This is a genomic window from Stenotrophomonas sp. GD03680 (assembly GCF_029844625.1).
GTDB lineage: Bacteria > Pseudomonadota > Gammaproteobacteria > Xanthomonadales > Xanthomonadaceae > Stenotrophomonas > Stenotrophomonas maltophilia_P.
The window spans coordinates 33,972-60,363 of record NZ_JAOCKC010000008.1; the positions used below are offsets into that span (position 1 = coordinate 33,972).

At 67.4% G+C, this 26,392-nt stretch carries 26 protein-coding genes; 15 read left to right on the forward strand and 11 right to left on the reverse strand.

The genetic code is table 11. The features are described 5' to 3' along the window. The first annotated feature begins 229 nt into the window (after positions 1-229). The 10 genes from N5J29_RS11300 to N5J29_RS11345 all read left to right on the forward strand — a co-directional run bounded on the left by N5J29_RS11300 (position 230) and on the right by N5J29_RS11345 (position 10,783). On the forward strand, positions 230-2,419 hold the full coding sequence (locus N5J29_RS11300; RefSeq protein ID WP_053516245.1) for a TonB-dependent siderophore receptor: 2,190 nt from the start codon (positions 230-232) through the stop codon (positions 2,417-2,419). Positions 2,420-2,550: 131 nt separating this feature from the next. Continuing rightward, a complete protein-coding gene (gene mdcA / locus N5J29_RS11305; RefSeq protein WP_164151796.1) occupies positions 2,551-4,194 on the forward strand; it encodes a malonate decarboxylase subunit alpha in 1,644 nt (547 codons plus the stop codon). Positions 4,195-4,204: 10 nt separating this feature from the next. Further along, a complete protein-coding gene (mdcC, locus tag N5J29_RS11310; RefSeq protein ID WP_053516201.1) occupies positions 4,205-4,525 on the forward strand; it encodes a malonate decarboxylase acyl carrier protein in 321 nt (106 codons plus the stop codon). Further along, entirely contained in the window at positions 4,522-5,430 is a 909-nt protein-coding gene (locus N5J29_RS11315; RefSeq protein WP_164151795.1) for a biotin-independent malonate decarboxylase subunit beta, read from the forward strand. Before mdcC ends, N5J29_RS11315 begins: the two co-directional genes overlap by 4 nt. Continuing rightward, a complete protein-coding gene (gene mdcE / locus N5J29_RS11320; RefSeq protein WP_164151793.1) occupies positions 5,427-6,137 on the forward strand; it encodes a biotin-independent malonate decarboxylase subunit gamma in 711 nt (236 codons plus the stop codon). The genes N5J29_RS11315 and mdcE overlap by 4 nt, the downstream gene beginning before the upstream one ends. Continuing rightward, entirely contained in the window at positions 6,130-6,771 is a 642-nt protein-coding gene (gene mdcG / locus N5J29_RS11325) for a malonate decarboxylase holo-[acyl-carrier-protein] synthase (protein WP_164151791.1), read from the forward strand. Before mdcE ends, mdcG begins: the two co-directional genes overlap by 8 nt. Continuing rightward, on the forward strand, positions 6,768-7,625 hold the full coding sequence (mdcB, locus tag N5J29_RS11330) for a triphosphoribosyl-dephospho-CoA synthase MdcB (RefSeq protein WP_164151789.1): 858 nt from the start codon (positions 6,768-6,770) through the stop codon (positions 7,623-7,625). The genes mdcG and mdcB overlap by 4 nt, the downstream gene beginning before the upstream one ends. Next, positions 7,622-8,542 carry a malonate decarboxylase subunit epsilon gene (gene mdcH / locus N5J29_RS11335; RefSeq protein WP_164151787.1) on the forward strand — a complete coding sequence of 307 codons (921 nt, stop codon included), beginning with the start codon at positions 7,622-7,624 and terminating at the stop codon, positions 8,540-8,542. The genes mdcB and mdcH overlap by 4 nt, the downstream gene beginning before the upstream one ends. 106 nt (positions 8,543-8,648) lie before the next feature. Then, positions 8,649-10,004 (forward strand): SLC13 family permease, encoded by a 1,356-nt coding sequence (locus tag N5J29_RS11340; protein WP_053516216.1) that lies wholly within the window; start codon positions 8,649-8,651, stop codon positions 10,002-10,004. 59 nt (positions 10,005-10,063) lie between these two features. Then, the gene (locus N5J29_RS11345; protein WP_065174583.1) at positions 10,064-10,783 is read left to right on the forward strand and encodes a GntR family transcriptional regulator; all 720 of its coding nucleotides are present in this window, start codon (positions 10,064-10,066) and stop codon (positions 10,781-10,783) included. A gap of 65 nt (positions 10,784-10,848) precedes the next feature. Here N5J29_RS11345 and N5J29_RS11350 read toward each other — a convergent pair whose 3' ends face one another. After that, positions 10,849-11,145, reverse strand: a complete 297-nt coding sequence (locus tag N5J29_RS11350) for a hypothetical protein (RefSeq protein WP_065174582.1) — start codon at positions 11,143-11,145, stop codon at positions 10,849-10,851. 152 nt (positions 11,146-11,297) lie between these two features. On the opposite strand from N5J29_RS11350, the gene N5J29_RS11355 reads away from it, so the two are divergent. Then, positions 11,298-12,245 carry a nucleoside hydrolase gene (locus N5J29_RS11355; RefSeq protein ID WP_164151785.1) on the forward strand — a complete coding sequence of 316 codons (948 nt, stop codon included), beginning with the start codon at positions 11,298-11,300 and terminating at the stop codon, positions 12,243-12,245. A 4-nt stretch (positions 12,246-12,249) separates the two neighbouring features. Here the strand turns inward: N5J29_RS11355 and N5J29_RS11360 are convergent, their stop codons facing one another. From N5J29_RS11360 to N5J29_RS11380, 5 genes are all read right to left on the reverse strand, one after another. Beyond that, a complete protein-coding gene (locus N5J29_RS11360) occupies positions 12,250-13,530 on the reverse strand; it encodes an MFS transporter (protein WP_065182383.1) in 1,281 nt (426 codons plus the stop codon). A gap of 115 nt (positions 13,531-13,645) precedes the next feature. Continuing rightward, positions 13,646-14,773, reverse strand: a complete 1,128-nt coding sequence (locus N5J29_RS11365) for a metallophosphoesterase (RefSeq protein ID WP_065174579.1) — start codon at positions 14,771-14,773, stop codon at positions 13,646-13,648. Between the two features lie 111 nt (positions 14,774-14,884). Next, the gene (locus tag N5J29_RS11370) at positions 14,885-16,423 is read right to left on the reverse strand and encodes a TerC family protein (protein ID WP_164151784.1); all 1,539 of its coding nucleotides are present in this window, start codon (positions 16,421-16,423) and stop codon (positions 14,885-14,887) included. A gap of 44 nt (positions 16,424-16,467) precedes the next feature. Then, a complete protein-coding gene (locus tag N5J29_RS11375) occupies positions 16,468-16,692 on the reverse strand; it encodes a helix-turn-helix transcriptional regulator (protein WP_065174577.1) in 225 nt (74 codons plus the stop codon). A gap of 13 nt (positions 16,693-16,705) precedes the next feature. Beyond that, positions 16,706-17,173, reverse strand: coding sequence for a DUF2975 domain-containing protein (locus N5J29_RS11380; RefSeq protein ID WP_065174736.1), 468 nt, complete (start codon positions 17,171-17,173; stop codon positions 16,706-16,708). Positions 17,174-17,432: 259 nt separating this feature from the next. Here N5J29_RS11380 and N5J29_RS11385 point away from each other — a divergent pair, with 259 nt between their 5' ends. Both N5J29_RS11385 and N5J29_RS11390 read left to right on the forward strand, forming a co-directional pair. Beyond that, positions 17,433-17,750 (forward strand): metalloregulator ArsR/SmtB family transcription factor, encoded by a 318-nt coding sequence (locus N5J29_RS11385; RefSeq protein WP_196768758.1) that lies wholly within the window; start codon positions 17,433-17,435, stop codon positions 17,748-17,750. Positions 17,751-17,761: 11 nt separating this feature from the next. Next, a complete protein-coding gene (locus tag N5J29_RS11390; RefSeq protein ID WP_164151782.1) occupies positions 17,762-19,156 on the forward strand; it encodes a DUF2867 domain-containing protein in 1,395 nt (464 codons plus the stop codon). Positions 19,157-19,225: 69 nt separating this feature from the next. Here N5J29_RS11390 and N5J29_RS11395 read toward each other — a convergent pair whose 3' ends face one another. From N5J29_RS11395 to N5J29_RS11415, 5 genes are all read right to left on the reverse strand, one after another. Then, positions 19,226-19,726: a GNAT family N-acetyltransferase gene (locus tag N5J29_RS11395; RefSeq protein ID WP_164151779.1), complete on the reverse strand. Its 501-nt coding sequence runs from the start codon at positions 19,724-19,726 to the stop codon at positions 19,226-19,228. A gap of 14 nt (positions 19,727-19,740) precedes the next feature. Continuing rightward, complete coding sequence (locus tag N5J29_RS11400) at positions 19,741-19,863, reverse strand: hypothetical protein (RefSeq protein WP_258391157.1); 123 nt, start codon at positions 19,861-19,863, stop codon at positions 19,741-19,743. A gap of 127 nt (positions 19,864-19,990) precedes the next feature. Continuing rightward, positions 19,991-21,721 (reverse strand): GGDEF domain-containing protein, encoded by a 1,731-nt coding sequence (locus tag N5J29_RS11405; RefSeq protein ID WP_164151777.1) that lies wholly within the window; start codon positions 21,719-21,721, stop codon positions 19,991-19,993. Positions 21,722-21,822: 101 nt separating this feature from the next. Continuing rightward, positions 21,823-22,848, reverse strand: coding sequence for an AI-2E family transporter (locus N5J29_RS11410; RefSeq protein WP_053516238.1), 1,026 nt, complete (start codon positions 22,846-22,848; stop codon positions 21,823-21,825). Between the two features lie 142 nt (positions 22,849-22,990). Further along, positions 22,991-23,998 carry a LacI family DNA-binding transcriptional regulator gene (locus tag N5J29_RS11415; RefSeq protein WP_164151775.1) on the reverse strand — a complete coding sequence of 336 codons (1,008 nt, stop codon included), beginning with the start codon at positions 23,996-23,998 and terminating at the stop codon, positions 22,991-22,993. A 95-nt stretch (positions 23,999-24,093) separates the two neighbouring features. Between N5J29_RS11415 and N5J29_RS11420 the strand changes: the two genes are divergently transcribed. Both N5J29_RS11420 and N5J29_RS11425 read left to right on the forward strand, forming a co-directional pair. Then, a complete protein-coding gene (locus N5J29_RS11420; RefSeq protein ID WP_065174573.1) occupies positions 24,094-25,146 on the forward strand; it encodes a sugar phosphate isomerase/epimerase family protein in 1,053 nt (350 codons plus the stop codon). A gap of 27 nt (positions 25,147-25,173) precedes the next feature. Continuing rightward, on the forward strand, positions 25,174-26,391 hold the full coding sequence (locus N5J29_RS11425; RefSeq protein ID WP_164151773.1) for a nucleoside permease: 1,218 nt from the start codon (positions 25,174-25,176) through the stop codon (positions 26,389-26,391). Position 26,392 lies beyond the last annotated feature (1 nt).

Below are 26,392 nucleotides of genomic sequence, written 5' to 3' on the forward strand. Positions count from 1 at the left end.
CGGGTGGCCGTTCGCATTCAGGGAGCTCGGCTCTGCCGGGGCTCGCGGTGCGTGTCCCAGGCATCGACCAGCCCGGGCGAATTGTAATGTTGTTAAGAACGATTTACATTTGCGCCTCGCGCGGACCGCCCACGCTCACCAGGCGGACCTGACCCAGCCCGAAGCCGCCGCCCCGGGTACCGCCCGGCTGTTGCCGCCCTTCCGACTCTCCCGCATCGAGCCCACCAAGATGTCCCTGCACTCCCCTACCCGCCCGCTCCGTCGCGCGCTGCTGCCGGCCGCGCTGCTCGCATCCCTGGCCCTGTCGACACCGTCAGCGTTCGCCGCCGGCGATGCCGCAGCCGATGCCAAGACCCTGGACCGCGTCAGCGTGCGCGCCGACCAGGCTGCGCCGCCCTCAAGCAGCACCCGCCTGCCGATCACCCTGCAGGAAACGCCGCAGTCGGCCACGGCCATCAGCCTGCAGCGCCTGCAGGACGAATCGCTGTTCAGCATCAACGACGTGCTGCGCAACGTCACCGGCGTCAGCGTGTCCTTCTATGACACCCAGCGCCCGCTGTACTACGCCCGCGGCTTTGCCATCACGGACTTCCAGGTCGATGGCATTCCGACCTACAGCGGCTCCACCAACCAGGAATACGACACCGCCTTCTATGACCGCATCGAAGTGATCCGCGGTGCCAACGGCCTGCTCAGCGGCGCGGGGGTGCCTTCGGCCACGGTCAACCTGCTGCGCAAGCGCCCCGGCAAGGACTTCGACGCCTCGTTCTCGGTGAGCGCCGGCAGCTGGGACTACCGGCGCATGGAGGCCGACGTCACCGCGCCGCTGACCGCAGATGGCCGGTTCCGCAGCCGCGTGGTCGCCGCCTATACCGATCGTGATTTCTATTACGACCGCTACAAGGAGAACAAGATGGCCGGCATGGCGGTGCTGGAGGGCGACCTGACCGACAGCACCACGGTCACCCTCGGCTACCAGACCCAGGACAACAACCCGGTCGGTTCGACCTGGGGTACCGTGCCGTTCTTCGACAGCCGCGGCGACTTCGCGCACCTGCCGCGCTCAACCAACCTGGCACCGAAATGGAGCTACTGGCAGCGCGAGACCAGCACGGTGTTCGCCAACCTGGAGCAGCGCTTCGGCGAGGACTGGCTGCTGAAGATCAACACCGCCCACACCCGTGGCAATGTGCAGAACATGCGCCTGTACGGCACCGGCAATCCCGATCCGGCCACCGGTGCGGGCATCTACCTGCGCACTGCCGCTGGCGACTCCGAGGACACCCGCCGCAACATCGATGCCTACCTGACCGGCACGTTCCCGCTGTTCGGCCGCGAGCATGACGTCACCCTGGGTGCCCAGTGGTCCGACCTGGAAGGCACCACCCACACCGTTGCCCTGAACTACCCGCGCGACTGGGCCACTTGCGGCCGCGAACGCTGCTACTACATCCCCAACGTGTACGACTGGAACGGCGACATCTCCGAGGTGACCTACACTCGTACCGGCGCACGCCGCGTGCAGAAGACCACGCAGAGCGGCGTCTACCTGGCCGCGCGCCTGCGCCTGGCCGATCCGCTGTCGTTGATCGCGGGTGCGCGCCTGAGCCGCTGGGAAACCCTCAGCCGCTCCTACAGCGTGGCCGGTGCGTATACCGGGACCAGCGGGGCCTACAAGGTCAGTGATGAAGTGACCCCGTACGTGGGACTGGTCTACGACGTCACGCCGCAGTTCTCGGTCTATGCCAGCTACACCGAGATCTTCAACCCGCAGAACTTCAAGGACCGCAACGAGAACCTGCTGGCGCCGGTGCAGGGCTCGAATCTGGAAGCGGGCATCAAGACGCAGTGGTTCGATGGGCGACTGACCGCCAACGCCGCTGTGTTCGAGGCCAAGCAGGACAACTATGCCGTGCGCGACATGGGAGTGCCGGAAGGCTCGCTCAGCGATGGCACCTCGGCCTACATCGGCGTCAACGGCACCAAGTCGCGTGGCTGGGAAATGGACGTCAACGGCGAGATCCTGCCGGGCTGGACGGTCAACGCCGGCTTCACCCATGTCAAAGTGACCCGCGCCGCCACCGACCTGCTGTACGCCAACCCGCCCGAAGACCTGCTGCAGCTCAACACGCAGGTGCGCCTGCGCGGTGCACTGGAACGCCTGAGCCTGGGCGCCGGCGTGCAATGGCAGAGCAAGGTGCAGGGCTACAACATCCCCTACCCGCTGGGCGGCACGGTAACCGTGAACCAGCCGGCCTACACGCTCGTGCAGTTCAACGCCAACTACCGCATCAGCGACAACTGGACGGCAACGCTGAGCGTGCGCAACGCGCTGGACAAGACCTACTGGGCGAACCTGGACTACAACAACTACGGCGAACCGCGCTTCGTCGCCGCCAGCCTGCGCTGGAAGTTCTGAGAACGACCCGCTGAAAGCCTGCAACCTGAATGGGCCCGCCATTGGCGGGCCCTTCTTTTTGCTGCGCTGCAGGTTGCGTCGCCTTCCGTAATTATGGCGTAATTATCTCAACGCCAATCGGAAGCCGGTCGATGAACCCGAGCTGGGACACGCTGGAACGCAGCCGCCAGGCACGTCTGCAGCGGGCTGCGCCCTGGAGCAGAGGCCGTGCAGTGGCCGCCGACGATGTGGGCGAGCTGCTGCACGCCCTGCTTGAACCCGGCGACAAGGTCTGCCTCGAGGGCAACAACCAGAAGCAGGCCGACTTCCTGGCCGAATGCCTTGCCGGGCTGGACCCCGCCCGCGTGCATGATCTGCACATGGTGCAGTCGGTGCTGTCGCTGCCCTCGCATCTGGACGTGTTCGAGCGGGGCATTGCCTCGAAGCTGGACTTTTCCTTCTCAGGCCCGCAATCGGTGCGACTGGCCAACCTGGTGGCCGAAGGGCGGATCCAGATCGGGGCCATCCACACCTACCTGGAACTTTTCGGCCGCTACTTCATCGACCTCACGCCGCGCGTGGCACTGGTCGCAGCGCAGGCCGCCGACCGCGACGGCAACCTCTACACCGGGCCGAACACCGAAGACACGCCGGTGATCGTCGAGGCGACCGCCTTCCGTGGCGGCATCGTCATCGCCCAGGTCAACGAGATCTTCGACACCCTCCCCCGCGTCGATATCCCCGCCGACTGGGTCAACTTCGTCGTGCAGGCACCGCGCCCGAACCACATCGAACCCCTGTTCACCCGCGACCCGGCACAGATCTCCGAGATCCAGGTGCTGATGGCGATGATGGCGATCAAGGGTATCTACGCCGAATACGGTGTGAACCGGCTCAATCACGGCATCGGCTTCGACACGGCCGCGATCGAACTGCTGCTGCCGACCTATGCCGAATCGCTGGGCCTGAAGGGCAAGATCTGCCAGCACTGGGCGCTCAATCCGCATCCGGCGCTGATTCCCGCGATCGAGTCGGGTTTCGTGAAGTCCGTGCACTCGTTCGGTTCGGAACTGGGCATGGAGAAGTACATCGCCGCGCGCGGTGATGTGTTCTTCACCGGCGCCGATGGTTCGATGCGCTCCAACCGCGCGTTCTCGCAGACCGCCGGCCTGTATGCGTGCGACATGTTCATCGGCTCGACGCTGCAGGTCGACCTGCAGGGCAACAGCTCCACCGCCACCCGCGACCGCATCGCCGGCTTCGGTGGCGCGCCGAACATGGGCTCGGATGCGCGCGGCCGCCGTCATGCCAGCGACGCCTGGATCAAGGCCGGCCAGCAGGCCGCACGCCCGGGCGAGATGCCACGCGGGCGCAAGCTGGTGGTACAGATGGTGGAGACCTTCCGCGAACACATGGCACCCGCGTTCGTTGACCGCCTCGATGCGTGGGCGCTGGCCGAACGCGCTGGCATGCCGCTGCCACCGGTGATGATCTACGGCGATGACGTGAGCCATGTGCTGACCGAGGAAGGCATCGCCAACCTGCTGCTGTGCCGCACCGCGGAGGAGCGCGAACAGGCGATCCGCGGCGTGGCCGGTTACACCACGGTCGGTCTGGGCCGCGATCGCGCGATGGTGGAGAACCTGCGCGACCGGGGCGTGATCCGGCGGCCGGAGGATCTCGGCATTTCGGTGCGCGACGCCAGTCGTGACCTGCTGGCCGCGCGCTCGGTGAAAGACCTGGTGCGCTGGTCCGGCGGTCTCTACGACCCGCCCAAGCGCTTCCGCAACTGGTAAGGGGCACGCGATGGAAACCCTCGACTATCGATTCGACGGAAGAACCCCGGTGCGGTTCCCGCACGACGCGGTGCTGGTGGGCGTGCTGGCGTCCGGCAATCTGGAAGTCCTGCTGGAACCTGCCGCGCAGGACGGCGCAATGACCGTACATGTCGTCACCGCCGCGCAGGGCTTCGGCACCATCTGGCAGGCGGTCATCGGTGATTTCGCCCGGCGGCATCCGCTGCGCGACGTGCGCGTATCGATCAACGATGCCGGTGCCACCCCGGCGGTGGTCAGCCTGCGCCTGGACCAGGCGGTGGAGACACTGCTCGCCGGAGAACCGCGATGAATCCGATGCAACGACGCAGCTACCACGAGGCCGATGCCCGTGCCCGTATCGCCGGGCTGGTCGATGCCGGATCGTTCACCGAGTATCTCGGGCCGGCCCGGCACGCCATGAGCCCGCACTTGGCACAGCTGGACCAACCCGCCGCGTTCGACGATGGCATCGTGGTCGGTGCGGCCTCGCTGCGTGGCAGGCGTGTGCTGATTGCTGCACAGCAGGGCGAATTCATGGGGGGCGGTGTCGGCGAAGTGCATGGCGCCAAGCTGACCGGCCTGCTGCGCCGGGCCGCGCAACACAGGCCCGACGGTGTGCTGCTGCTGCTCGACACCGGCGGCGTGCGCCTGCATGAAGCCAATGCGGGCCTGATCGCCATCTCCGAGATCATGCGCGCGACCCTGGACGCGCGCGCCACCGGCGTGCCGGTGGTGGCCCTCATCGGCAGCGGCAACGGCGCCTTCGGCGGCATGGGCATCGTCGCCCGCTGCTGCACCACGGTGATCATGTCCGAGGAAGGGCGACTGTCGCTGTCCGGGCCGGAAGTGATCGAGACCGTGCGCGGCGTAGAGGAGTTCGACTCGCGTGACCGTGCCCTCGTATGGCGGGTGACAGGCGGCAAGCACCGCTACCTCATCGACCAGGCGCAGGTTCTGGTTCCCGATGCCATCGACGCATTCGCCCAGGCCGCATTCGAGGCGCTGCAGCCAGACGCCGCCAGCGCAGACGCCGATGCCGCGCTGGCCGCGCTGCAGCAGCGACATGCCGCCCTGCAGGCCCGGGCAGAGGCCTGGGGGGACTGCCGCGATGGTCTGGAGATCTGGGCACGCCAGGGAATCGATGATCCCGAGCGCCTGCCGCTGCTGGACACCGACGCGTTCCTCGCCGCCACCGCCCACAGGAAACTGCCATGACCGCGCCGCTGCAGCCCGTGCTTGACGCGCTGTTCCCGCGCGGCCACGACGTAACCGTGCACGATTCCGTGCTGACGGGAAGCGCCAGTACCGAAGATGGCGAGGTCACGGTCATCGGCACCACTGACAAGCTGGAAGTCGGTGTCGATCATGCGCTGGCACTGGCGGCAACAGTGCTCGCCAGCACCGCCGCACATCCGCAGCGACCGATCGTGATGCTGGTGGATACCGCAGGCCAACGCCTTTCGCGCCGCGACGAACTGCTCGGCATCAACGGTTACTTCGCCCACCTCGCGCAATGCCTGGACGTCGCGCGGCGACGCGGCGCACGGCTGGTGACCCTGGTCCATGGCGAGTCGGTCAGCGGTGGCTTCCTCTCGTTCGGCCTGATGGCGGACACCATTCATGCGCTGCCGGATGCCCAGGTTCGGGTGATGGACCTGCGGGCGATGGCTCGCGTAACCAAGCAACCGCTGGAAAAGCTGCAGGCGCTGAGCCTGACTTCGCCGGTGTTCGCACCCGGGGTGGAAAACTACGTGGCGATGGGTGCGGTACGGTCGCTGTGGTCGGGCGAGCTGGCGCAGGCCTTGCTGGATGCCCTGCGCGCGCCGGCCGACGGCGACCACCGTGCCGCACTGGGTGCCGAACGGGGGGGCCGCCTGCAGGCGGCTGCCGTCGCGGGCGCGGTGGCCAACGGCGATGCCTGAGCGTCTGGCCCGCCACACGCTGGTCTGGTTGTCGGCCCACGCCGACTGGCGGGCCGATGTGGCTGCGCAGGAACCGCGGCTCGCCGCATGGTTCGCGCAGGGATTGCCGGCAATGGTCGCGCGACGCGCGGCAGACGACCCCGATTCCCGCCTGCGGCTGGGTGTGCCGTTGCCACCGGGCGAAGGCAAACAGCGGCTTGCACTGCGGGTGCCGCTGCAGGATGTACAGCGTCGGCAGGCGCCGCCGGCACTGACCGACATCCTCGCGGCAGGCGTATGCCCCGCCTGGCAGGCACCGTTGCACGCTCTCGCCACGCTCACGCCGGCCCGTGTGTTCGGCGCATTCGCCTGGCAGCACGTCACTGGCCTGCCTTATGTGCATGACCGTTCCGATATCGACCTGCTCTGGGAGGTCCCGGATGCGGCAGGGGCCGATGCGCTGGTGACACGGCTGCGGGCGTGGGAAGCGCAGCATCCGCAGCGGGTCGACGGCGAGCTGTGCCTGGCCCGTGGCGCTGCGGTGAACTGGCGCGAGTACGCCGGCAGCAGCCGTCAACTGCTGGTCAAACGCCTTGACGGCGCAGCCCTGGAAGCACGCCACCGTCTATTCGAGGGCAGCGGGGTGGCCGCATGAACGCCGTCGCGCCGCGCCTTGCCGGCCGCAGCACCGCGCCCGACAGTGCACGCCTAGGCCGCATGGCGATCGTCGCGCTGCAGGCCGAGCTGGCCTGTGCGCCCAAGCCCGGCTTGGTCACGCCGTTCGACAGCGGCAGCCATGACGACATGGATGCCGGTACGTTCCTGCGCAGCCTGTTTGCCCTGCGCCACTATTTCACTGCGGTTGCCCGCGATGGCGCCGCGGAAGCGCCGTTCCATCGGCTGCGCGACCACGGCCTGGCCGCCGAAGCGGCGATGCTGCGCGCCACCGGCGGCGTCAACACCCACCGCGGAGCGATCTTCAGCCTGGGCTTGCTGGTGGCAGCGTCAGCCTCGTGCCGCACGCGTCTGGGCCGAGCCGCGACAGGTGAACAGGTATGCCAGGCGGTCTGCCAATGGGCGGACGCCTTCGCCACCTCGCCCCTGGATGTGAACAGTCCGGGGCAGCGCGCGCGCGCCCGTCACGGCGTGCCCGGCGTACGCGAGCAGGCGGCCGCTGGATATCCCCTGCTGCGTGGGCTGGCCCTGCCGGCACTGCGCCATGCGCTGGGCGCAGGGCTGCCACGCGAAGCTGCACTGGCCCATACCCTGATGCATCTGGTCGCAGAGGTCGAGGATCTGAACCTGCTGCATCGGGGCGGTGTTGCCGGACTGCGCTGGGCCCAGCAGCAGGCACGCGGATTCCTCGACGCCGGCGGTGCCTTTGCCGCCGGCTGGCGACCCCGCCTGCAGGACATCGGCGATGCCTTCGTCGCACGCCGGCTCAGCCCGGGTGGCAGCGCCGATCTGCTGGCCTGCAGCGTCTTCCTGCTGTTGCAGGAGCAGGCGTGATGCTGGCCCTGCTCTGTCCGGGACAAGGTGCCCAGCATGCTGCGATGTTCGATCACGTGCGCGACAACGACGCCGCGCATGGCGTGCTGCTCGCCGCCAGCGAGGTGCTGCAGCGCGACGTGTTCACCGCTGCTGCGGCCGAGGACCGGTTCGACAATGCGCAGGCACAACCGCTGCTGTGCGCGGCCAGTCTGGCGCAGTGGCACGCCCTGCGCGATGCATTGCCGGTGCCGACCGTGGTGGCCGGCTACAGCATCGGCGAACTGGCGGCGCATGCCATTGCCGGCACCTTCGACGCTGGCAGCTGCCTGGCCCTGTCGGCACAGCGCGCGCATCTGATGGATGGTGCCAGCGCGGCAGGCGCCGGCATGCTGGCGGTGCTGGGCCTGGATCGTACGACGTTGCAAGCGCTGTGCGATGCGCAGGGTACCCACATCGCCATCGTCAACGGCGAGGATCACTTCATTGTGGGAGGCATCCGGCACACCCTGCAGCCGCTGGCCGATGCGGCGCACGCGCTCGGTGCGCAGGTGCGTCCGTTGCCGGTCCACGTCGCCGCCCACACGCCCCTGCTGGCGGCTGCGGTGGCGCCCTTCGCCGCCGCGCTGGAGCGCTCGGGCATGCGGGCACCCCGCCTGCCGCTGCTGGCGGGCGTCGATGCACGGCCCGTGCGCGATGCCGCAACGGCGGTGCACAGCCTGTCGGCACAGCTGGCACAGACCATCGAGTGGGCACAGGTGATGCGGCAGGCCTTCGAGCGCGGCGCGCGGGTGTTCCTGCAGCTGGGCCCGGGCAATGCGCTCGCACGCATGGTCGCGCCGTCCTATCCCTGCTGCGAGTTCCGCGCGGTGGAAGAGTTCCAGGGCCTGCATGGCGCTGCGGCATGGGTCCGCAGTGCGCTGCAGCGCCTGCAGTAACGGGTTCGAGCAGTACGTATCACGCAACACTGCAGTACGTCGCCTTACCCCGGGGATGGCGGGTCTCCATCCGCGCTGTACGTGAGCCACGTGTCTGGGAGGGCGCATGAGTCCACAAATCGCAACGATCATCGGTCTGGTGATCATGTTCATCGTCGCCACCGCACTGCCGATCAACATGGGCGCAGTGGCCTTCGCACTGGCCTTCATCATCGGTGGTGTCTGGGTAGGCATGGGTGGCAAGGAAGTCCTCGCCGGCTTTCCCGGCGATCTGTTCCTGACCCTGGTCGGCATCACCTACCTGTTCGCCATCGCGCAGAAGAACGGCACCATCGACCTGCTGGTGCACTGGGCGGTACGCGCGGTGCGCGGCCACATCGTGGCCATTCCGTGGGTGATGTTCGTGGTCACCGCGGTGCTGACCGCCTTCGGCGCCCTCGGCCCGGCAGCGGTGGCGATCATCGGTCCGGTCGCGCTGCGCTTCGCCAAGCAGTACAACATCAACCCGTTGATGATGGGCCTGCTGGTCATCCACGGTGCGCAGGCCGGCGGCTTCTCGCCGATCAGCGTGTACGGCAGCATCACCAATGGCGTGGTGCAGAAGGCCGGGCTGGAGGTCACCGAGATGGCAGTGTTCCTGACCAGCCTCGGCTTCAACTTCATGATGGCGATCATCTGCTTCCTCGCCTTCGGCGGCATCGCGCTGATGCGACGTGGCTCGATCACCGCGGGCGGTGCGGAACTGGCAATGGCCGGTGGTCCGCAGGCGTCGTCGCGGCAGTTCGCCATCGAAGGCCATGGCGCGCTGGTGGCGGCCGGCGGCGGCACCCTGAGCAACGATCCGGCGGCGCTGGATGCAGTGGGTCTGACCCGGGAGCGGTTGTTCACCCTGGTCGGCCTGCTCGGCCTGGGCGTGGCGGCACTGATCTACAACCTCAACGTCGGCCTGGTGTCGATCACCGTCGCAGTGGCGCTGGCACTGCTCTCGCCGCAGAGCCAGAAGGGTGCGGTGGATGGCATCAGCTGGTCGACCGTGCTGTTGATCTGTGGCGTGGTGACCTATATCGGCGTGCTGGAGCATGCGGGCGCGGTCGACTTCATCGGCAACGGCGTCTCCAACATCGGCATTCCGCTGCTGGGCGCTCTGCTGGTGTGCTACGTCGGCGGTATCGTCTCCGCATTCGCATCATCCGCGGCGGTGCTCGGCGCAACGATTCCACTGGCGGTGCCGTTCCTGATGCAGGGGCACCTGGGTGCAGCCGGCGTGATCTGCGCACTGGCAGTGTCGTCCACCATCGTCGATGTCAGCCCCTTCTCCACCAACGGTGCACTGGTCGTGGCATCGGCGGCGAAGGAAGAACGCGAGACGCTGTTCCGCCGCTTCCTGGTCTACAGCGGCCTGGTGGTGGCATTGGGGCCGCTGCTGGCCTGGCTGGTGTTCGTGGTGCCGGGCTGGATGTAGGCGATGACCGGTCGTGCCGGCTGACGGCCGGCACTACCGCCAGCGGGTACACTCTGCCAATGGCCATCGCCCCTGCTCCACGGTCCCCGAAGAAGCGCGCCCCTCTGTACGAGGAGGTCGCCGAACATGTGCGTGAGCGCATCTATGACTATCGCCTGCCCCCCGGCGAATGGATCGACGAGCCTGCGCTGTGCAGTGAACTGGGCATCAGCCGCACCCCGCTGCGCGAGGCGTTGAAGCTGCTGGCAGCCGAAGGCTTGGTGCAGATCGACGCCGGGCGCGGCAGCCGGGTAACCCGGCTGACGCTGGAGGACCTCAACCAGCTGTTCCCGGTGATGGCCATGCTGGAGGGCCGCTGCGCGCATGAGGCGGTCAGGCATATCGATGATGCGGGCGTGGCCCAGCTGGAATCCCTGCATGCCGCGATGGAAGCGGCGGCGGCTGACGGCAACATCGCCGAGTATTACCGCAACAACTACCTCATCCACGAAACCGTGCAGCACTATGCCGGCAATCCGTGGCTGATCCGCATCACCCACGACCTGCACCGCATCCTGAAGATGCATCGCGGCCGGCAGCTGCTGACGCCCGGACGCACGGCACAGTCGCTGGCCGAGCACCGCGAGCTGATGGAGTGCTTCCGTCGCCGTGATGCCGACGCGGCAGAACGCACGATGGAACGGCACCTGCTCAGCCAGGGCCAGGCGCTGGCCGCCTACGTGGCGGCCGGGGGCCTGCTGAACGTACCGGCGCCGCTGCCGACCGAAGGCGGTGCCTGAGCGAGCTGTCGCCCCGCCGGGCGTGGCCCGCATTGCGGGCGGTGGCTGACCCTGTTCCTGTGGCGTCAATCGCCGCAGCTGCCGCCGTCGCTGCCACAGTCCGCAGAGGGGGCATTGCCCTCGTGGGCGCCATCGCTGGCCCAGATCGCGCCGTCCTGGCTGCGTGCCTGCAGTCCGAGCGGGCCCTCGGCGGCTGCCACCAGCAGGCAGACGACGGCGCCGATCAGCGGCAGCAGCCAGATCACCAGCACCTGCGCGGCCCGGTTGCCCGACGACAATTCCTGCCGACGCAGAATCACCCAGCTCGCCAGCAGATTCAGGCCCAGCACCAGCAGGACCAGCAGAAGGGTCACGATCAGCACCAGGCGTCTCCCGGCATGGATATCGACGCCATTATGGCCCGCCGCCCCGCCAATGGCCCTGCCTGTCATGAAGATGGGACAATGTAGCGCGCGCCGGCCTGCCTCCTGGCCGCCGGGCCCCCCGCACCACACGGAAGAAGAAGAACAACAACATGCTGAAAGTCATTTTCGATACCGACCCGGGCGTCGACGACGCCCTGGCCCTGCTGTACCTGCACAAGCATCCGCAGATCGACCTGATCGGCGTTACCACCACCTTCGGCAACGCCTCGGTGGAGTCCACCACCCACAACGCGCTGTACCTGAAGCAGGCCTGGGCGCTGACTGCGCCGGTCGCGCGTGGCGCCGCGGGTCCCCTGCAGCCCGATGCCACTCCGGAAGCCTGGCCGGTGCACATCCACGGCCACAATGGCCTGGGCAATCACCCGGTACCTGCACAGCTGGACGTGACCGCCGACGCTCGTCCTGCGCACCAGTTGATCATCGATCTGGTGCGGGCCCATCCAGGCGAGGTCACGCTGGTCGCGGTCGGCCGCATGACCAACCTGGCCCTGGCCCTGCAGCAGGCACCGGAGATCGCCGGCCTGGTGCGTGGCGTGGTCATCATGGGGGGCGCCTTCCACGTCAACGGCAACATCACCCCGGCCGCCGAGGCCAATATCTGGGGCGATGCGGAAGCCGCCGACGTGGTGTTCACCGCACAATGGCCGGTCACCGCGATCGGCCTGGATGTCACCACCCGCGTCGAGATGGACCGTGACGGCCTGGACAAACTGGCTGCGGTCGGGGGTACCGATGCCGAACTGGTGCGTGCGCTGTCGCAGGATTACGTGGACTTCTACCTGCAGGCCGGCCACAAGGGCATGGTCGTGCACGATTGCTGCGCCTGCATCGCGCTCACCCGCCCGGAGCTGTTCCGCTTCGAGCGCGCAAGCGTGCGCGTGGCCACCGACGGCGTCGCCCGTGGCATGACCATTCCCAAGCCTGAAGGCCTGGCATTCGGCCCCAGCGTATGGGACGGCCACGTGGTGCAGTCGATTGCCATTGGCGTGGATGCCGCCGCCGTGCTGGCCGACATCGAGCAGACGCTGAAGGTGTGACCGGCTAGGATCCGCCCTGCTTGCCAGGGCGGGTCTTCCGCGTCGATGCCGTTTCCGGCAGCGTCCACAGCACCGGCAACACCAGCAATGCGACCAGCGCGATCATCGCGCCCGGTGCCGCCGCCCAGCCGCTGCGCTCCACCCACCACTGCGCCAGCCACGGTGTCGCACCGCCGAAGACCGCCGTGGCCATGGTCACGCCCAGTGCCAGCCCGCTTACCCGGCCCTCGCCCGGAAACTGCTCGGCCGTGGCCGGTGCCGCGACCGCGCTCACGCCACCGGCCACGCAGGCCAGCAGCACCGCAGCAACGGCGATACCCAACGGCGTGGTATGCGCCATCCAGCCGAACAACGACAGCGGCAGCAACGCCGCCAGTACCGTCAGGCCCAACAGCAGCGGGCGCCGGCCGAAGCGATCGGACAACGCACCGCACAAGGGAGTGATGGCGATCACGGCCACCGCCGCGATCGTCGACAGCCACAGGGCATCGCCCTCGTCGTGCCCCTGTGCGTGCAGGAACGCGGGCACATAGGTGATGCCGACGTAGTAGGTGATCGAGCCCAGCGCGGAAATGGCGAAGGTGCGCGCTACCGCCTGCGGATGGTGGCGCAGCACGTGGCGCAGCGGCGTGGCAGGAATGCTGCCCTCGCGACGCTGCCGCTCGAACTCCGGCGATTCATGCATGCCCGAACGCGCGATCAGGATGACCAGCGCCAGTGCAGCACCGACGAAGAACGGAATGCGCCATCCCCAGCTGTCCAGTTGTACCTGCGGCAGCAGCGCGACCGTCAGTGCGGAGATCGCCACCGCCAGCAGCGCGCCCACTTCGCTGGCCGCCGAGGCCAACGAGGTCACCAGTCCACGCCGGCGTGCCGGAGCGCTTTCCAGTAGATAGGCGACTACGCCCGTGTATTCACCGCCCACCGAGAATGCCATCACGCACCGCAGCACCAGCAGCAGCACACCCGCCGTCGTGCCCGCCGTCGCGGCGGTAGGCAGCAGCGCGGTGGCCAGCATGGCTGCAGCCATCAGCGCCATCGAGGCCAGCAGCATCCAGCGCCGCCCCAAGCGGTCGCCGAGGTGACCGAAGCACAGCGCGCCGAGTGGGCGCATCAGGTAGGACACGGCAAATCCCGCAAGGGTGACCAGCATCGCCTGTTCGCCGCCGCCGAAAAACACCCGCGACAGCACCGTGGCGAAATAGAGGTACAGGGTGAAGTCGTACCACTCCACCACGGTGGACAGGCCGGCGACCCACATCGAGCGCTGCTGTGTCGCACTCATCGCCTGTTCGCCTTCGCCACCGTCGTTTCCCTGTCTGCGGTCCGTGCGCAGGGTGCCACCACGCGGGTGACGGCACAGTGGACCCGCTGCACGACGGGCGCGGACCGCAGACGGCTCAGGGTGCGCGGCGCAGGGTGATCAGGGTGATCTCCGAGGGCACGCCGATGCGTGCCGGGAAGCCGGCCCACAGTCCCGCACCGTTGCTCACATACAGTGTCATGCCATCGACGCGGTACCGTCCGGAGACGAACCCGCCGTTGGCACGCTTCACCAGCTGGTCCATGCCGAGGATCTGGCCGCCATGGGTATGGCCGGACAGCTGCAACTTGACCCCGCGTGCGGCCGCGTCCGTCGCATTGCGTGGGCGGTGGTCGAGCAGGATTACCGGGTTGGCCGGATCCGCGCCCGCCAGCGCCGCCTGCAGGTCGGGCAACGGCAGGCCATAGCGCGCGGCCACCGGATCGGTGACACCGGCGATCGTCAGCGCTGCATCCCCCCGCCGCACCTGCACGTGGCTGTTCTCCAGCACCTGCATGTGCAGCGCACGGAACGCCTGCATCCATTCGCTGTACTGGGCGTAGTACTCGTGATTGCCGGTGATGGCGATCACCCCGTCCGGCGCCCTCAGTTCACCCAGGGGCCGGAAGTCATTGCGCCGTGCCTGCACGGTGCCATCGATCAGGTCGCCGGTGATGACGACCAGGTCGGGCGCCAGGGCATTGCTTTCGGCCACGACCTGACGCACCCAGTCGCCGGTCAGCAGGCGGCTGGCGTGGATGTCGGTAAGCTGCAGTACGCGGTAACCCTCGAACGCGGCAGGCAGGCCGGCAATGGCCACCTCGATCTGTCGGGTCTTGGGCACCGCCATGCCCTGGCTCACGCCCCAGGCACTGACCAGCAGAGCCAGCAGGCCTGCGCCCGGGCGCAGCCACGGCGCGCGCAGCGCTGCGGTCACACGGGGCCTGCGCAGAACCCACGCGCCAAGCAGGCCCACGTCCATTACCAGCATCACCAGTGCCAGCAGCAGTACCGCAGTGGAGCCGGTGGCGAGCACGGCGATGGCCAGCTTGGGGATTTCCGGCGAGGCCATCGTGCCCCAGAACGTGGCCACGATCCGCAGCTGGACGGCGATGGCTACCAGCAGCAGGGACAGCAGTACCTTCAACCACACGGGCAGGCGCAGCGGCCAGAACAGGCGAAGGGCCACATACACGCCCATCAGCAAACCAATCGTACTCAGCACTGCGACGTTCCTGGACGAAGACAAGAGCCCGCCATGGTGACGGCTGCGGACAGCGTTGTGTAGAGCCGGGCCATGCCCGGCTGCTCAGTTCGCAGTCGAGCACGCTCGACGCTACGGAAGCCCGAGGCGCTCCACCCGCAGGCGGACAATGCGCCGCTTCTCCATGGCCAGTACGGTGATGCGGGCATCCGCTACTTCGACCGCATCGCCCACATCCGGCAGGCGGCCAAGCTGGTCCAGCACCAGGCCGGAGATGGTCATGTAGTCGGCACTGCGGGGCAGCGACACGCCGGCCAGCCGTTGCAGGTCATCCAGCGTCAACGCGCCGTCGGCCTCCCATTGGCCCTCGTCCAGCGCCACTACGCCGTAACGCTCGTTCTGGGTATCGACCAGATCGCCCGCGATCGCCGCCAGCAGGTCATTGGCGGTCACCAGGCCTTCCACACTGCCGTACTCGTCCACCGCTACCGCCAGCGGTACCGGGTGCAGGCGGATCAGTTCAAGCGCCTGCAACGCGCTGGCGCTGGACAGCACGTACTGCGGCTGGCGCAGGTTGGCTTCCAGCTGCAGCGGCCTGCCCTGCAGCAGGTCGGCCAGCAGGTCGCGGCTCTGCACCACACCACGCAGGCTGTCCAGATCACCCTCGCCCACGAGCAGGCGCGTGTGCGGCGACGCCACCAGGCGCGCCACCACGTCGTCCTGGCCGCGCGCCAGATCGATCCACTGCACGTCGGCGCGCACGGTCATCACACTGGACACAGGCCGGTCAGCCAGGCCCAGCACGCTGCGGATCATCTCGTGCTCGGCCGGCTGCAGGCGTTCCTCCGGATCACCGTGGTCTTCTTCGCTGGCATCATCGTGGCCATTGGCCGGACGGGCGCCCAGCAGGCGCAGCACGGCATCGGCAGTGCGCTGACGGAACGGCTGGCGACGCTCGTTGCGCTCGCGGTTGAAGCGCACCCACTGGTTGAAGGCTTCCACCAGGATCGAGAACGCGATCGCCGCGTACAGGTAGCCCTTTGGAATCTTGTAACCCAGCCCCTCGGCGACCAGGCTGAAGCCGATCATCAACAGGAAGCCCAGGCACAGCACCACCACCGTGGGATGCTTGTTGACGAAGCGGGTCAGCGGCTTGCTGGCCACCAGCATCAGTGCCATCGCGATGGTCACCGCGGCATACATCACGCCCAGGTTGTCGACCATGCCCACGGCAGTGATCACCGAGTCCAGCGAGAACACGGCGTCCAGCACTACGATCTGTGCCACCACCATGGCAAAGCTGGCGTAGACCTTCTTGCCGTCTTCCTGGTGACTGCGGCCCTCCAGCCGCTCATGCAGCTCCATGGTGCCCTTGAACAGCAGGAACAGGCCACCGCCCAGCAGGATCAGGTCGCGTCCGGAGAAGCTGTGACCGAACAGCGTGACCAGCGGCTCGGTCAGCTTCATGATCCACGCCAGCGCGGCCAGCAGCACCAGCCGCATCAGCAGCGCCAGCGTCAGGCCGATCACCCGCGCACGGTCGCGCTGGTGCGGCGGCAGTTTGTCGGCCAGGATCGCGATGAACACCAGGTTGTCGATGCCGAGCACGATCTCGAGCACTACCAGGGTTGCAAGTCCCATCCATATCGAGGGGTCAGCCAACCATTCCATTTCGGGTCCGTTTCGTCAGTAGGTCAGGGGGAAAAACAAAAGCTTCAGCCGCCATCGTGCGCCTGCGTCGGGTCGTAGCCGAGCAGGTCGCCGGGTGTGCATTGCAGCTCCCGGCAGATGGCATCCAGCGTGGAAAAGCGGATGGCGCGGGCCTTGCCGGTTTTCAGGATGGACAGATTGGCCAGCGTGATGTCGATGCGCCCCGCCAGCTCGGACAGGGTCATGCCACGCGCCTGCAGCATGCGGTCCAACGTGATCACTACGGCCATCAGGTCAGGTCCATCAGATCAGGCCATCCAGGTCGTCGCGCATCGCCGCGCCGACCGCGAACACGCGCGCCAGCACGAACAGCATCAGTACCGCGACCAGACCGGTGATGGACATGCCTCCGCCCACCTCCATCCAGGCGAAATCAGGCCCCATCCAGGCAGCGTAGAGGCCGATCACGATCGACAGCAGTTCCATCGCCAGCATCAACCAGGCCATGCGCTGCAGGCGCCGGGCATTGGCATGGGTGAAGGGGCGTTCGCGGGCAGCGGACCTCAGCATCCGCGCGAGGTGTCGAAGGAACACCAGGCACAGCACCAGCAGGGCAACGATGGTGCCCAGGCCGATGCAGAAGTGCAGGAACAGATCGCCTCCGTGGGCGGCGGCAGTACGTGCATCATGCACGGCATCCAGCAGCCAGCGGCGGTCGTAGGCGACCAGCGGCACGGCCAGCAGTGCGGCCAGGATGCCCAGCCAGCACATGGCCCGCACGGCCTGCACGGCGGTCTGGGCCAGGGTGAACAAGCCTCGCGCGGGTCTGGCGCGGGCGGGACGAGCGGTCAAGCGGCCTCCGGTATTGGGGTGGCCCTGCCGCCCCGGGGTGGATTTATCGATAAACGATATACCACATCCCGAAGTGAAAGGCTGAACGTCGGCGCTGTTGCACGCGAGCTTCGAACCCGCCTCCGCACTTGACACCCCAGTGACGATTTGATTATTAATTAACTAATTAGTTAATCACATTCTCATGGATCGCATCTTCGAAGCACTCGCCTCGACCGCCCGGCGGCAGGTCCTGGCCTATCTCAGCGCCGGTGAACTCAGTGCGGGCGAACTGTCCGAGCGCTTCGATTTCAGCAAGCCGGCACTGTCCAACCATCTGCGCATCCTTGAAGAGGCAGGTCTGATCGAACGCGAGAAGCGTGGCCAGTACGTGTACTTCCGACAGGTGCCCGACCGGCTTGCCAACACCTTGTTCTCGTGGGCTGCCGAAGTCTGCCCGGTGGGCGGCCCACTCAAGCGCGAAGCGCGCGCACGCCGCAAGTCACCCGCCCCCTGAGGAGCCGCCCGATGCCTGGACCGACCCACGACAGCCGCTCGTTTCCAGGTGTACAGCTTGCGGCTCAGGAGGGCGGCGGCCCCGTTGAAGTCACACTGATCGCACAGCTCGGCATCGGTGCCGGAGACGCGCTGGTGGCTGATGCCAGCCAGCGTCAGCGCCACCACCCCGCCTTCATCGATGCACTCGATGAGCCCTCTGCACGGCTCGGTGGCATGCATCTGCAGTACGGCGATGCGTCCTCGCTGTACAGTTTCATGGTCGGCGAAGGCGGACATCCGTTCCATCGCCACGCCGGCCCACGCATGTTCACCGCCATCGCCGGCAGCGCAGGCGCTGAGCTGCGTTTCGCGATGGCCTCCGATGCACAGCTCGCAATCGATCCCGTCGCGCTCCTGCGCTCGCTGCGTCGCGTCCAGATCCCACCGGACTGCCTTTTCACCGTTCGATTTGGCGGAGGTACCTGGCACCAGTTTGTATCGAACCATCCTGGCCACCCTGCCCTGTTCGCACTGTCTTGCCACAGCAACGAACTGGCCGGTGCGATGAGCGCCGAAACAAGAGCGCAGGTGCAATGCAACGGTGCTGATATTCCCAGCTTGACTGAGGTGCTTCCCGAGGTGCACTGGCCCACCATGGCCACGTTGGCGGCCACCCCGCTGCTGCGTCTCTCGCTGCAGGCCGCACCTCCCAGCCTGTGCGCGTCCCTGTGCGCCCGTACCCGGGCGTTGCTCGGCCCGCTGCGACGGATCAATCTGCGTCCACTGCGTGGCTTCGTCGAACGTGCCCCCCTTCCATTTACCCTCGAGTCCCGCGCGCCCAGCGATGACGGACTGCTGGGTAAAGCACTGCAGTCCAGCAACTACCATGATCTGACGGTGCTCCGGCTGGACGGTGCTCAATTGCAGCAGCCACCTGTTTCGCAGTTGCTGGCAAACGTGCTGGAAGGCTTCCTGTGCAACCCACCGGGCGGCGTCAGCCAGCTGATGGCGGTGCGCAACTGGCTGGTGGCTCCCTTGGGGCTGCGCACCGCGCGGCTGGGCTGCCCGGTCTCGTCGCTGGCATGCAGCGATCACACGCAGCTCTTTGCGGGCCGCTATCCCGTGTTGGATTCACAGGTCGATGCACATGGCCGCTATGCCGAAGTACTGCTGGGCGCCGACGATCGCCACCTGCGCTTCCGCAGCAGTGTCCGCGTGCAGCGGCATACCGACGGCCGCATCGATATCAGCCTTGGCACGCGTGTGCAGACCCGCAACATCTTCGGGCGTGTCTACATGGCGTTGATCGATGGCGTGCACCGGCATTACATCGCCCCTGCACTGCTGCGGCGCGCAGTCGAACATGCGCTCGCGCCCGAACTGGCGGTTCCCGGTGCCTGGACCGGTGAAGCCTCGCTTCGCTGAGTCCATAGAAGGCGGGATGAAACGCCATTGTCGTGTTCCGCAAACTGCCGAGGGGTTTACTGTCCGAACTCAACGCGCGTAGCGGAACACCAGATCGTCCGGATCGACGCGCACCGCGTCCGCATCCAGCACCCCGCCCAGCCGCCGGGCCACGGCCTGCGACGCGAGGTTGTCCGGCGCCATGTAGCTCACCAGCGTCGGCAACTGCAGCGATGTGAACGCCCAGTCGCGCAGGGCGGCCGCGGCCTCGCTGGCGAAGCCCTGCCCTTCGTGGCCGTCGTACAACAGCCAGCCCAGTTCCTTTTCCGGAAACAACGGGCCGTGATTGATGCCGACCTGTCCAATGCAGGCGCCGCTGTCGCTCCGTTCGATCATCAGCGCGCCGTGGCCGAACAAGGGCCAGCTGGCCAGGTCGTGACAGAACTGTCCCCAGGCCGCGACCTCACCAAATGGACCGCCCATGCCGCGCGCACGGGGCGATGCAAGAAAGCTCGCATAGGTGTTGAAATCATCCAGCCGCTGCGGGCGCAGGCGCAACCGTGCGGTATGCAGCGTGGGAATCTCCAGCATCGCCACGGCCGATCTCACTGCACAGCCACACGACCATCACCGCGGCGCCGCAGCGACGGAGGGCGTGGCGCATCGGCGTCGGTGCGCGCCAGCACGGACGCCGGCTGCGCGCTGGCCAAGGCGGGATCGACGGACATGGCGGGCTCCTGCAGTGTCAGGCTGCAAGTCTAGGCCGCGCCCTGTGCGATGCAGATGAAGTGCGGCGCAAGGCGGCATGCTGCCCCTGATGTACCGCCATGACCGGCGTCGCCAGCGCCGTGGCACTCAGCGTGCACCGGCAATCCCTACCCGATCGCGTCCCTGCGCCTTGGCCCGATACATGGCGGCATCGGCAGCACGCAGCAGGGAACGCCAGCCCAGTGCATCGGTACTGCCCTCGGCCACACCGAAACTGGCAGTGACACGCAACACGTTGCCATTGCCCAGCACGATATCCGACTGCTGCAGTGCGACGCGCAGCGATTCGGCCAACCGGCCACCCGCGCCGAGATCCCCATCCGCCACCAGCACAAGGAACTCCTCGCCACCGTAGCGGGCGATGCTGTCGGTGTGCCGCAGGTACCTGCGCAGCAGCTGCGCAACCTGCACCAGTACCTCGTCGCCTGCGGCGTGGCCATGGCCGTCGTTGATTGCCTTGAAATGATCGACGTCGAGCAGGATCACCACCGCCATGCCGTTGCCTGCGGCGTGCCGCTGCTGCACGTGTTCGTCCAGCGCGCGCCGATTGAGCAACCCGGTCAGCGCATCGGTGCCGGCCAGCTGGCGCAGTTCGCTGGTCAGTGCGGAACGCTCACGTGAGGTCTCGCGCAGCACTTCAATCGCGTCGAACAGCCGCTGCATCTCTGCCAATGGATGAGTGACGTGCTGCGCGGGGCCCGGCGCGTCGGACGCGATCTGCACCACCTGTTCCTGTGCCTGCAGCAGCGGGCGGAGGATCTGCCGGTGGGCGATGCGCAGGGCCACGCCCAGCACCGCCAGCGTGCCCAATGCGGTGGCCCACAACACGGCCAGCCGCGTGGCCTCGCGATTCCGCGCCTCTTCGAAGCGCTCGATGGACACGCTCAGGTAGCCGTCGCGCAGCGCCTCCAGCGACTGCAGCGTCGGAACGTAGCGCGCCGTGAACTCCGCGGTGTTCCACGGCGGAGGCCGTCCACGGCGACCTTCCTCGATCAGCTGTTCGATCATCGGCAGCGACTCGGCGAAGAACTGCCGGCGTGCCATGTCCCAGTGCCAGGAAAGCTCAGGATCACTGCGGAACACCGACTCGTGACTGGCTGCCAGCCGCCACAGCTCGAGCAGGCGGCCCTCGGTCTGCTGCGCCGCGCGTACCTGCCGGACGCGCCAGGCCCCGGGAACCGCCACCGGCGCCATCACATTCGACGCCAGTCGGCCGCCATGCTCGCGCAGGTCCATCAGGATCTGGCCCTGGATCGCCGGAATCGCCGCTTCGAGGCCGGTGGCCACCAGCACGTTGATCTGCGCCGAACCCAGGCGATGCAGGCGATCGGTCACCATGAACATGCTGTTGATCGCATGCTCCACGTCATCGACCGTCCGCGCGGCTGCGGGCTTTGCCACGACCCGGTCCACCGCCGCGCGCGCCTGGCGGAGCTGATGCTGGGCCTCGAACAGGGTACGGCGCTCGTCAGGCAGGGAGGGCCCGGCCAGGATCACGGCATCCATCTGCGTCATCGCCATGTCGACCCGCCTTCGCGCCTGTGACAGCCCTCCCGCCAGCCGCGCGCGTTCGTCGGTGTCGGCGCAATCGCTGCCGAGCAGGCTGTTGGCAGGCCCGCGCTCGGCCGAGGCCAGATTGGCCAGATCAAAGGTCTGTCGCAACCGGTGCAGGCTGACGAGGTTGTCTTCCGCTGCGGTGTAGCGCAGCGTGCCCTGGACCAGGGCGATGACCATCAAGGGCAGCGTGCAGACCACGAACAGCCCGGCCAGGATCCAGACCCAGGTCCGTAACCCGATCGGCGACACCTTGCGGGCCATTCACCATTCCCCTGAAGTGCGGACCACTGTAGCTTCCGGCTGGCGGCACCCACAAGCGCCCACCGTGGCCCTGCAGTGGCGCCCGCTGGCACCGGCAACTGTCAGATCCAGCGCTGGTCCACCAGTTCCCGTTTCACATAGGCATAGAACACCGGCGCAGCGACCAGCCCCGGCAGGCCGAAGGCGGCTTCCATCACCAGCATCGACAGCAGCAGTTCCCACGCACGGGCCTGGATCTCGCCACCGACGATGCGGGCATTGAGGAAGTACTCGAGTTTGTGGATCACCACCAGGTACAGCAGCGCCACCACCGCCACGTAGAACGATACCGACAGGGCAACGATGGTGATGACGGTATTGGAGATGATGTTGCCCACCACGGGCAGCAGGCCGGCGATGAACGTGATCAGTACCAGCGTCTTCGACAGGGGCAGGTGCACGCCGAACAGCGGCAGCACCCCCAGCAGGAAAATCGCGGTGAACACGGTATTGAGCAGGGAGATCTTCACCTGCGCGAACACCACCTGGCGGAATGCGGTCGCCAGGCGGCCGGTACGGCCGATCAGTTCCTGCGCCAGCGGCCCCATCGTCGGCAACGGAAGCTCGTCGTACAGCGCGATCATCGCCCCGAGCACCATACCGATCAGCACGCGCACGCCGATCTGCACCGCCGACGTGCCGGCGACGCCCAGTTGCCGTTGGTGCTCTGCCGCCCACTCGTTCAATGCCGCACGCAGTGCCGGCATGTCCTCGGGAATATAGGGCTGCAGCAGCGCCGGCACCTGGTGACGCGAGGTGTTGAGGATGTCCATCAGGCGCGCCAGCAGCGCATCCGGCCCGCCGGTTTCGGTGCGGAAGAAGGACGCCACGCCGATGCCGGCCAGCACGAGCACGCCGATGATGACGGCCGAAAGCACGATCACCGCGATCGCACGCGCGCGCCCGGGCGGCAGGCGCCCCTCCACTGTCGACGCCAGCAGGTGGGTCAACTGGAACACCAGCAGGCCCGACAGCAGCGTCACCACCAGGCCCAGCTTCAGTACCAGCCACATCCCCAGCAGCATCAATGACCAGGCCGCGATCCTTGCAACGGGAGGCCGGGGCTGGGCAACGAGGGCGTCTTGCATGGCATGAGTCCGGGCGGGGTGGCCCATGGTAGTGGAACGCTCCGGACACGGAAATGAATGGAGTTGGGGCCAGCGCTTGCGATCACAGGCAATGAAACGTCCCCGGCAGGCGCAGGCCTGCCGGGGTTCCTGCCTGCTGCCTTCACCTGTGCCCGGGCGACGCTGTCGAGCCACGCAGCATCAGACTGAAGTCCAGCGTCTGCTGAAGCGGGACATCGACACCTTCGATGATGGCGAGCAGCAGTTTGACTGCGCGGTCGCCGATCTCCCGCATGGGCTGCCGGATGGTCGTCAACGGCGGCGTGAGGTAACGCGACGACGCCAGGTCGTCGAAACCGACGATGGACAGCTCCTCGGGCACGCGGACGCCCAGTTCCCGGCAGGCCGCCAGGGTTCCCAGTGCCATCTGGTCACTGAAGCAGAAGATCGCGGTCGGCGCCGATGCGGCGGCCAGCAGTGCCGTCGCCGCCGCATGGCCGGATTCGACGGAGAAGTCACCCGGCACAACACTCAACTGGCGCAGTCGGCCGCGCGCCCTGCCCGCCGCCCGTGCCCCTTCCAGCCGCTGCTGGTGCAGGGGGTTGTCGGGGGGGCCGCCCACCAAGGCGATCCGCTCATGTCCCAGTCCGTACAGGTGCTCCATCACCGCACGCGCGGCGGCAGCGTTGTCGATGTGAACACTGGGGAGGCCCAGCGCAGGGTCGAATTCACAGCCGTTGACCACCGGCGCGGCGGCGCCCTGCTGCTCAACGATCGCGCGCGCGGTAGGCGGCAGGCGATGGCCCAGCACGATCAGGCCATCGGCCTCGTTGCGACGGAGCATCTGCGCATAGCGCTCCTCGCGGTCGGGTCGATGCTGGGTGTCGCCCAGCAGGACGGCGTAGCCGACGGCCTGGGCCGCGTCTTCGGCACCCTGCAGGATCTGTGCGAAGAACGGGTTGGCAATGTCCGGCACGGTCACCAGGATCTTGCCGCTGCGCTGCGTCTTCAGCGTGCGGGCGACCGTGTTGGGCACATAGCCCAGCGCGGCGGCGGCCTGTTCGATGCGCGTGCGCGTCGCCGGCAGCACCTTGTCCGGCCGGGACAGCGCCCGCGACACCGTACCGGCGGAGACGCCGACGTGCTTGGCGATGTCGTAGATGGTGGCCATGGCGTCAGTTCTTGTTTCCGCTGTGCAGTGCACAACAGGGTTTGCGGGAGACCCTGCTAGGGTAATGCAATCGATTGCATCGCGGGCGAACCACGTTGAAGACGCTCAAGGGTCCGGCGCTGTTCCTGGCGCAGTTCATCAGCGAAACACCTCCTTTTGATCGGCTGGACACGCTGGCCGGCTGGGCTGCGGGCCTGGGCTATTGTGGCGTACAAGTGCCGACGAACGCGCCGCATCTGTTCGATCTGGCCGAGGCCGCGCGCAGCCAGGCGTACTGCGACGACATCAGCGGCATGCTGGCCGACCATGGCCTGCAGATCACCGAGCTGTCCACCCATCTGCAGGGACAGCTGGTCGCCGTCCACCCCGCCTACGACAGCCTGTTCGACGGCTTCGCGCCGGTTGACAAGCGCGGCAACCCCGCCGCGCGCCAAGCCTGGGCGGTGGAACAGTTGAAGCTGGCCGCCCGCGCCAGCCAACGCCTGGGATTGACCGCGCATGCCACGTTCTCCGGCGCGCTGGCCTGGCCCTACTTCTATCCCTGGCCGCAACGCCCACCGGGACTGGTGGAAGAAGCCTTCGCCGAACTCGGCCGGCGCTGGCGTCCCATCCTGGAGGCGTTCGACGCCAGCGGCGTGGACCTGTGCTTCGAGATCCACCCGGGCGAGGATCTGCACGACGGTGCCACCTTCGAGCGCTTCCTCGATGTGGTGGACCACCACCCACGCGCGAAGATGCTGTACGACCCCAGCCACCTGCTGCTGCAGCAGATCGACTACCTGGGCTTCATCGACCGGTATCACGATCGCATTGGCATCTTCCACGTCAAGGACGCGGAATTCCGGCCCAGCGCGCGCAGCGGCGTCTATGGCGGCTACCAGGACTGGATCGACCGGCCGGGGCGCTTCCGCTCGCTCGGCGACGGCCAGATCGACTTCAAGGCGATCTTCTCCCGGTTCGCGCAGTACGATTTCCCGGGCTGGGCGGTCGTGGAGTGGGAGTGCTGCCTGAAGCACCCGGAGGACGGCGCACGCGAGGGAGCCGCCTTCGTCCGTGACCACATCATCCGCGTGACCGAACATGCCTTCGACGACTTCGCCGGCAGCGGCACGCCGCCGGAATCACTGCGCCGCATGCTGGGACTCTGAGCCACTACCGCCCCGGGAGGGCAAGCCATGACGCACGCCATGTCGCGCTTGGGCGCGATGATGTTCCTGCAGTTCTTCATCTGGGGCGCGTGGTTCGTGACCCTGGGGACGTATCTGGTGCAGGGCCCGCTGCAGGCCAGCGCCAGCCAGGTGGCCACCGCCTTCCTCAGCCAGTCCATCGGTGCCATCGTCGCCCCGTTCCTGGTCGGCCTGATAGCCGATCGCTACTTTGCGGCGCAGCGCATTCTCGGGGTGCTGCACCTGGCCGGTGCGGCGCTGATGTGGTTCGCATCCACGGCGACGGACTTCAACACGTTCTTCGCTTGTGTCATGGGTTACATGCTGCTGTTCATGCCGACGCTGGCCCTGGCCAACAGCGTGGCGATGCGCCATATGCAGTCGCCTGAGAAGCAGTTCCCGCTGGTGCGCGTGGCCGGCAGTGTCGGCTGGATCGTGGCCGGCGTGCTGATCGGCTGGCTGGGCTGGGAGCAGGCGCATCGGCTCGAACTGACCTTCCGCATGGCGGCGATGGCGTCGCTGGCCCTGGGTCTGTATGCCTTTACCCTGCCGCACACACCGCCGCTGGCCAGGCAGCGCGATGCGGGACTGGGGCAGATCCTGGGCCTGGACTCGCTGCGGCTGCTGAAGTCGCGCTCCTACCTGGTGTTCTTCCTCGCCTCCATCGCCATCTGCATTCCGTTGGCGTTCTACTACAACTTCACCAATCCGTATCTCAACGACCTCGGCGTGCGTGGCGCAGCCGGCCTGCAGTCGCTGGGCCAGGTTTCGGAAGTGATGCTGATGCTGGCCATGCCGTTCCTGTTCGTCCGCCTGGGGGTCAAGACGATGCTGGCGGTGGGCATGGCCGCGTGGGTGGTGCGCTATGTCATGTTCGCCTTCGGCGATGCGGGCGGTGCGTTCTCCCTGCTGGTGATCGGCATCGTGCTGCACGGCATCTGCTACGACTTCTTCTTCGTCACCGGCCAGATCTATACCGACGCACACGCCGGCCCCGACGCGCGCAGCAGCGCGCAGGGCTTCATCACCCTGGCGACGTACGGCGTAGGCATGCTGATCGGCACGTTCCTGTCCGGTGCGGTGGTGGAGCACTTCACCACGGCGGCGGGTCCGGACTGGCAGCAGATCTGGCTGTTCCCGGCCGGCGTCGCACTGGTGGTGCTGATCGCCTTCCTGCTGCTGTTCCGCGACCGCCCCGCTGTCGCGCCCGCTCCCACCGCACCCTGAG